The sequence below is a fragment of the Buttiauxella massiliensis genome, from assembly GCF_902500225.1.
Lineage (GTDB): Bacteria > Pseudomonadota > Gammaproteobacteria > Enterobacterales > Enterobacteriaceae > Buttiauxella > Buttiauxella massiliensis.
The window spans coordinates 1-4,410 of the sequence record NZ_LR722681.1 but is presented as its reverse complement, the minus strand read 5'-3'; the positions used below and the strand labels follow the sequence as shown (position 1 = coordinate 4,410).

At 44.8% G+C, this 4,410-nt stretch carries 4 protein-coding genes and 4 tRNA genes; 7 read left to right on the top strand and 1 reads right to left on the bottom strand.

Going from position 1 to position 4,410, the window contains the following annotated elements:
* The first annotated feature begins 167 nt into the window (after nucleotides 1–167).
* Both murB and birA read left to right on the top strand, forming a co-directional pair.
* A complete protein-coding gene (gene murB, locus GC128_RS22860) occupies nucleotides 168–1,196 on the top strand; it encodes a UDP-N-acetylmuramate dehydrogenase (RefSeq protein ID WP_151996187.1) in 1,029 nt (342 codons plus the stop codon).
* Nucleotides 1,193–2,155, top strand: coding sequence for a bifunctional biotin--[acetyl-CoA-carboxylase] ligase/biotin operon repressor BirA (gene birA / locus GC128_RS22855; protein WP_151996186.1), 963 nt, complete (start codon nucleotides 1,193–1,195; stop codon nucleotides 2,153–2,155). Before murB ends, birA begins: the two co-directional genes overlap by 4 nt.
* 29 nt (nucleotides 2,156–2,184) lie before the next feature.
* Here birA and coaA read toward each other — a convergent pair whose 3' ends face one another.
* A complete protein-coding gene (gene coaA / locus GC128_RS22850) occupies nucleotides 2,185–3,135 on the bottom strand; it encodes a type I pantothenate kinase (protein WP_064515269.1) in 951 nt (316 codons plus the stop codon).
* 590 nt (nucleotides 3,136–3,725) lie between these two features.
* On the opposite strand from coaA, the gene GC128_RS22845 reads away from it, so the two are divergent.
* The 5 genes from GC128_RS22845 to GC128_RS22825 form a co-directional block, all read left to right on the top strand.
* Nucleotides 3,726–3,801: transfer RNA gene (locus tag GC128_RS22845), tRNA-Thr, on the top strand.
* A gap of 10 nt (nucleotides 3,802–3,811) precedes the next feature.
* A tRNA-Tyr gene (locus tag GC128_RS22840) sits at nucleotides 3,812–3,896 on the top strand.
* Nucleotides 3,897–4,015: 119 nt separating this feature from the next.
* Nucleotides 4,016–4,090 (top strand) — tRNA-Gly (locus tag GC128_RS22835).
* A gap of 5 nt (nucleotides 4,091–4,095) precedes the next feature.
* Nucleotides 4,096–4,171, top strand: a tRNA-Thr gene (locus GC128_RS22830).
* A 111-nt stretch (nucleotides 4,172–4,282) separates the two neighbouring features.
* Nucleotides 4,283–4,410, top strand: a 128-nt coding sequence (locus tag GC128_RS22825) for a GTP-binding protein (protein WP_016197641.1), incomplete at its 3' end; no start/stop codon positions are given.

The window sequence follows — 4,410 nt, the reverse complement described above, 5'->3', positions numbered from 1 at the left end:
CGGAGGGGTGAGTATCAGGATGATACGAATACAAGCCCTGTACTGATGTACAGGGCTTTTTGCTGTCTGCGATTTATGCAATCACCCTTCATATTCCCCTCTTATCAAGCCAACCCCATCCATATAAGGTAAACTAACCGGGTTTAAACTCAGGAAAGATACCCAACATGAGCACTTCTCTTAAACCTTTCAATACATTCGGTATTCAGGCTAATGCTTCACGCATTGTCATTGCTGAAACCGTGCAACAATTAAAGGATGCCTGGAGTGAAGCAATGGCAGCAAATATGCCAGTGTTGATTCTGGGCGAGGGGAGTAACGTTCTCTTTCTTGAGGATTATTCCGGCACGGTAATTATCAACCGTATTTCAGGTATAGAAGTGACGGAAGAAAATGATGCGTGGTATCTGCATGTGGGTGCAGGTGAAAACTGGCATCATCTGGTTGAAAATACCTTACAGCAAGGAATGCCCGGGCTTGAAAACCTGGCTTTAATTCCGGGATGTGCTGGATCTTCACCAATTCAAAATATTGGCGCGTATGGTGTTGAGCTTAAAAACGTCTGCCATTACGTTGATTGCGTTGATTTAATCACCGATGAGATGCATCGCCTGGATAATTCACAGTGCCAGTTTGGCTATCGTGACAGTATTTTTAAGCATGAATATCAGAACCACTATGCAATCATTGCCGTGGGATTACGTTTGCCAAAACAATGGAAGCCAGTATTAAGTTATGGTGACTTAGCCCGTCTCGATGCTGAAAATGTCACCCCTCAGGAAGTATTTGATGCAGTTTGCCATATGCGCATGACAAAACTTCCTGATCCACGTGTTAATGGCAATGCGGGGAGCTTTTTCAAGAATCCAGTCGTTGATGCCGAACAGGCTGCTGTACTACTTGCGGCCTTCACTAACATTCCACACTATCCTCAGCCCGATGGGTCAATAAAACTGGCGGCAGGTTGGTTGATCGATCAATGCCAGCTGAAAGGCTACAAGGTAGGTGGTGCGACAGTGCATCAACAACAAGCTTTGGTACTGATAAATGAGAGTGGTGCTTCAAGTCTGGATGTTGTCGATCTTGCACATCATATTCGTCAGTGTGTCGGGGAGAAATTTAATGTGTGGCTGGAACCAGAAGTCCGTTTCATCGGCACATGTGGTGAAGTTAGTGCAGTGGAGACAATTGCATGAAAGATAATACAGTCCCACTCACGCTGATTAGTATCCTGGCCGATGGTGAATTTCACTCTGGTGAGCAGCTCGGAGAGCAGCTCGGCATGAGTCGTGCGGCCATAAATAAGCACATTCAAACTCTAAGAGACTGGGGAGTGGATGTTTTTACCGTCCCAGGGAAAGGCTATAGCCTCCCGGACCCTATCCAGTTACTGAATGAAGAGCTGATAAAATCGCAAATTGAAACAGGCTCAGTTGCGGTATTACCTGTCATTGATTCGACTAACCAATATTTACTCGATCGTATTGAATCACTTCAGTCTGGTGATGCATGCATTGCTGAATATCAGCAAGCCGGTCGAGGGCGTCGTGGTCGGCAGTGGTTTTCTCCATTTGGTGCAAATCTTTATCTTTCAATGTTCTGGCGACTCGAACAAGGTCCAGCAGCTGCGGTGGGTCTAAGTCTTGTCATCGGGATTGTGATGGCAGAAGTGTTGCGTGAATTAGGTGCTGAAAATGTCAGAGTTAAGTGGCCAAATGATCTCTATCTCAATGATCGCAAGCTTGCCGGCATTCTTGTTGAGTTAACTGGGAAAACAGGTGATGCGGCACAAATTGTTATCGGCGCAGGTATCAATCTTGCGATGCGCAATGTGGCAACTGACGTGATTAATCAAAGCTGGATTAATCTCCAGGAAGCTGGGATTAATATAGATCGAAATGCATTAGCCATCAGAATAATAAAAGAACTACGTAAGGCATTATATTTATTCGAAGACCAAGGTTTAATACCATTCCTTCCACGTTGGGAATTGCTCGATAATTTTATTAATCGCCAGGTGAGGTTAATTATTGGTGACAAAGAAATTCATGGCATCTCACGAGGAATTAATGAACAAGGCGGCTTGCTGTTAGAACAAGATGGCGTTATTAAACCTTGGGTTGGTGGAGAGATATCACTGCGCGGGATAACTTAATGATAATGGGGGATTAAATCCCCCGTTATCTATTTTCGGAGTCTTACACAGTCCACTTCATGATTTGCACTTTTCGTCATGATTAAGCTGGCACGCTCGCGGGTGGGTAGAATATTTTCTTTTAAATTCAGCCAGTTGATCTCTTTCCAAAGTTGCAGTGCAACATTCACAGCTTCATCTTCTGGAAGTTTCGCGTAACTATGAAAATAAGAGTCCGGATCGGTAAATGCACCCTCACGGAATTTCAGGAACCGAGTGATATACCAATCTTGCAGTAGATCTTCGGGGGCATCGACATATATAGAGAAATCAACAAAATCTGATACAAATACATGATGCGGATCGTGGGGATAATCCATACCACTCTGCAAAACATTTAATCCTTCAAGAATTAAAATATCAGGCTGAGCAACCGTTTTATCACCATCAGGTATAACATCATAAATAAGGTGAGAGTAAACCGGAGCCGTCACATTCGGCACCCCTGATTTAATATCAGAAACAAATTTCACCAAACGATGCATATCATAGGATTGCGGGAATCCTTTTTTCTTCATCAGATTGCGTTCTTTCAACACATTATTCGGATGTAGAAACCCATCAGTAGTAATCAACTCTACGCTGCGATGTTCAGGCCAGCGGCTAAGTAAGGCTTGTAACACGCGAGCAGTTGTACTTTTACCTACAGCGACACTGCCGGCAATACTAATGACGTAGGGAATACGCTGTCCATTAGTGCCCAAAAATTGCTCTAATACAGCCTGCCGGCGCAGGTTTGAACTGATATAAAAATTCAATAGGCGTGAGAGTGGCAGATAAATTTCAGCCACTTCTTCTAACGAGAGGTCCTCATTGATACCTTTCAACCGGGCGATTTCACCTTCGGTCAGTGTCATCGGTACTGAGTCGCGCAAGGCTGCCCACTGGTTGCGGTTGAACTGCATATAAGGAGTCGTCAACATTTGCTCTTTATTACTCATAAGCATGCTTCTGCCTGTAATTCAGGACAAAAATGAACGTAGTACGCAGACTGAGAAAAGGGGACTCATCTCAGGTAATCAAAGGCGTGCAACGTATATTACTTTTCACAATGGGCAGGAGGGTAACACCAGATGAGGGATAATAATAAGAAAAAAAGAAAGTGGTGATGCATTGAGAGGACAGCATCACGTTGCAGCTCGGTGTTGATTCGTAATGCACCGTATAAATGCTTAATGAAGAATAAGAGTTTGCGGCTGATGATGCGGGGCTGACATTGCAATCAAGTAATGAAGGTGTCTAAAAGCAGTAGTTAGGGAGTGAAGTCATCCTTCCAAAGTAAATGAAGAGAGATTAGTGCAGTGGCAGAGTATTAAAAGAAGGTGCTTTGTAAGCAAAGCATGTAGTAGAAGAGCACAATAACGCTATTTTGTATAAATCATCACGGTCCTTGATGTACAAAATCAGCCCGAAATGCCGTTTAATTCATCATTTTTACGAGCTATCGCGCAAAATATAAGCGGCGGTGCATTTTCTTTAATTTTTTTGTTGCATCAAGGCGCCGGTCTTCCTAGAATGCGCGCTACTTGATGCCGACTTAGCTCAGTAGGTAGAGCAACTGACTTGTAATCAGTAGGTCACCAGTTCGATTCCGGTAGTCGGCACCATCAAGTGCTTGGTGGGGTTCCCGAGCGGCCAAAGGGAGCAGACTGTAAATCTGCCGTCATCGACTTCGAAGGTTCGAATCCTTCCCCCACCACCATTTTCAGGCCGCGCTATGCGTAGCCCGAGGCGACGAGATCCAACTAGTCGACTCGAAGACTGAGGAGCATCTCCTCAGGTTCTATACAGAATTCAAGCAGGTAGCCGAGTTCCAGAGATGCGGGCATCGTATAATGGCTATTACCTCAGCCTTCCAAGCTGATGATGTGGGTTCGATTCCCACTGCCCGCTCCAGATGTGCTGATATAGCTCAGTTGGTAGAGCGCACCCTTGGTAAGGGTGAGGTCGGCAGTTCGAATCTGCCTATCAGCACCACCTCCTTTATCCTCCCTGTTTCTCTTCTGTTAATGAATTCAACAAATTCAGGCTTTCGCCTAGTTGATGTGGTGATATCACCGATTTATCCGTGTCTTAGAGGGACAATCGATGTCTAAAGAAAAATTTGAACGTACAAAACCGCACGTCAACGTCGGTACTATCGGCCACGTTGACCATGGTAAAACCACTCTGACTGCAGCAATCACTACCGTTCTGGCTAAAACCTACGGTGGTTC

Excerpts from the sequence above, each read along its gene's own strand:
- murB (WP_151996187.1), top strand. The coding sequence starts at position 168 with ATGAGCACTTCTCTTAAACCTTTCAATACATTCGGTATTCAGGCTAAT.
- birA (WP_151996186.1), top strand. The coding sequence starts at position 1,193 with ATGAAAGATAATACAGTCCCACTCACGCTGATTAGTATCCTGGCCGAT.
- coaA (WP_064515269.1), bottom strand. The coding sequence starts at position 3,135 with ATGAGTAATAAAGAGCAAATGTTGACGACTCCTTATATGCAGTTCAAC.